Annotated in this window: 2 protein-coding genes; both read left to right on the forward strand. The window is 70.8% G+C overall.

Annotated features, from left to right (window positions below):
- Positions 1-1,473: beta-ketoacyl reductase (locus tag DQP56_RS23550; protein ID WP_114475791.1), on the forward strand; the 1,473-nt coding region annotated here is incomplete at its 5' end.
- The coding region (locus DQP56_RS23555; RefSeq protein WP_133259024.1) for a type I polyketide synthase at positions 1,473-2,876 on the forward strand (1,404 nt) is incomplete at its 3' end. The genes DQP56_RS23550 and DQP56_RS23555, both read left to right, overlap by 1 nt.

Consider the following 2,876-nt stretch of genomic DNA (forward strand, 5'->3'; position numbering starts at 1 on the left):
GGCGTCGTCCGCACCTGGCGGTTCCCCGGCGAACTGGCCCGGGTGCTCGCCGACGAACCGGACCTGGGCGCCACGCTGGTCGACCTGGACACAGCCGATGACGTCGACGCCCTGCTGGGTGTGCTGCTGGCCGAACTGCAGGCCCCGGTCCGCGACGACATCGTCGGCTGGCGCGCCGGCCGGCGCTACACCGAACGCCTCACCCGGGCCTCGCTCGGCGAGGCCGCGCAGACCTCCGAGGGCGGCCACGCCAAGGTCCGCGGCGACGGCTCCTACCTGCTCACCGGTGGTCTCGGCGGGCTCGGGACGGTCGTGGCGCGCTGGCTGGTGTCGCGCGGCGCCGGACGTATCGTCCTCAACGGCCGCAGCGAGCCCTCCGAGGCGCAGCGGGCGGTGCTCGACGAACTGGCGGCCGGCGCCGAGGTCGCCTACGTCGCCGGCGACATCAGTTCACCGGGAGTGGCGCAACGTCTGGTCGCCGCCGCCGAGGAGACCGGCCGGCCGCTGCGCGGCGTCGTACACGCCGCCGGTGTGCTCGGCGATGGCCTTGTGACGGCGGTGACCCCGGAGAGCCTGGCGGGCACCTGGTCGGCCAAAGCCCTCGGCGGCGCGCTGCTGCATGCTGCCACCGCCGAGCGTCCGCTCGACTGGTGGGTGGGTTTCTCCTCGATGGCCGCCCTGCTGGGCCTGCCCGGTCAGCTCGGCTACGCCACCTCCAACGCGTGGCTGGACGCCCTGATGACGTGGCGGCGCGCATCCGGCCTGCCGGGGACCGCCATCGACTGGGGCCAGTGGTCCGACGTGGGGATCGGACGCTCGATGACGCTGAGCGTGCTCGATCCGATCAGCCCGGAGGAAGGCGTCGAGGCACTGGATGCGGTGCTCGGCGCCGCCTCCCTGGGGCCCCGGGTCGGGGTGGGCCGGCTGCGCATCGACCGGGCCGTCGCCACCTCGCCGGAGTTCCGGGAGCTGACGTTCTTCGAGGACCTCGTCGGCGAAGCCGCGGCGGTGGGTGCCGGCGGGCCGGATGAGCACGACAGCGGCACCGCCGCAGGCGCCGGCGAGACGGCTGCGCCGGACTGGTCGCAGATACCCGCCGACCAGCGACGCGACGAGTTGGTGGTCCGGCTGCAGGCTATCCTTGCCCGCGAGCTTCGGACCTCGGCGGCAGCGGTCGACGTGGACCAGCCGTTCCCGGAGATGGGTCTGGACTCGATGATCGCGATGACGGTGCTGAAAGAGACGCAGCAACTGGTGGGGGTGGATTTGTCGGCGTCGATGCTATGGAACCACCCCAGCATTTCAGCTTTGGCGACGCATCTGGTGGGATTGCTGGCATCCCGGTACGCCCCGCAGGACGAAGCAGCACACGATGACGGTCATCTGACGTTCGACTCCTCCGGCGGTGTGCTGGACGAGTTGTTCGATCAGGTCGAGTCGGCATCGGCCGGGAGCGAGAGCGGTAGTTTTTGATGACGGGAACCTCCAAGTCGATCTTCAACAGGATGTCGGCCATGGGTGCCGACAAGCGCGGGGCGCTGACCGAGCAGTTCGAGAAGGCGTCCCGGATCGCCGCCGCGGAGCCGATCGCGGTTGTCGGGATCGGCTGCCGGTTCCCCGGTGAGGCGTCCGGCCCGGACGCCTACTGGGACCTGTTGGCAGGCGGCCGCGACGCTATCACCGAGATCCCCCCGGACCGCTGGGATGCCGACGAGTACTACGACCCGGACCCGCTGGCGCCGGGGCGCATGTCGTCGAAGTGGGGCGGCTTCATCTCCGATGTCGCCGGTTTCGACGCCGACTTCTTCGGCATCTCCCCGCGTGAAGCCGAGGCGATGGATCCCCAGCAACGGCTGATGCTCGAGGTCGCCTGGGAGGCGCTCGAGCACGCCGGTGTGTCGCCCGAACACCTGTCGGGCATCCGCTCCGCCGTGATGATGGGCGTGTATTACACCGAATACCAAGGGATTTCAGCCTCCAACCCGAACGCGATCGACGGCTACTCGGCCACCGGCAACGCGCACGCCGTCGCCGTCGGGCGCATCGCCTACCTGCTTGGTCTGCGTGGGCCCGCCGTCGCGATGGACTCGGCGTGCTCGTCATCACTGGTCACCGTCCACATGGCCTGCCAGAGCCTGCGGATGCGGGAGAGCGACCTGGCGCTGGCCGGTGGGGTCAGCCTCATCCTGCGGCCCGAAACCCAGATCGCCATGGCCAAGTGGGGGATGCTGTCGCCGCGCGGCCGCTGCCACACCTTCGACGCCGGCGCCGACGGATTCGTCCGCGGCGAGGGCGCCGGGATCGTGGTGCTCAAGCGGCTCACCGACGCGATCCGCGACGGCGACCGGATCGTGGCGGTGGTGCGGGGCTCGGCGGTGAACTCCGACGGCAGGTCCAACGGCCTGACCGCACCGAACACCATCGCCCAAAGTGACGCGATCACCCGCGCGCTGCGCAGCGCCGACGTCGCGGCAGGATCAGTCAATCTGATCGAAACCCACGGCACCGGAACCGGTTTGGGCGACCCGATCGAATTCGAGGCGCTCGCCGAGGTCTACGGACGTGGCGCCGAGAAGTGCGCGCTGGGCGCGGTGAAGACCAACATCGGTCACCTGGAGGCCGCCGCCGGGATCGCCGGTTTCATCAAGGCGGCGCTGGCGGTGCAGCGGGGGCAGATCCCACCGAACCTGCACTTCACCAAGTGGAACCCGGCGATCGACCCTTCGCCGACGCGGCTGTTCGTTCCCACCGAGATGACCCCCTGGCCGGCGGCCGAGGGTCCGCGGCGCGCCGCGGTCTCGTCGTTCGGGCTGGGCGGCACGAACGCGCACGTGGTACTCGAACAGGGCCCGGACCCGGTACCCGCGCCGGCACCG

This window comes from Mycolicibacter senuensis, assembly GCF_003284925.1.
In the GTDB taxonomy this organism is placed as follows: Bacteria; Actinomycetota; Actinomycetes; order Mycobacteriales; family Mycobacteriaceae; genus Mycobacterium; species Mycobacterium algericum_A.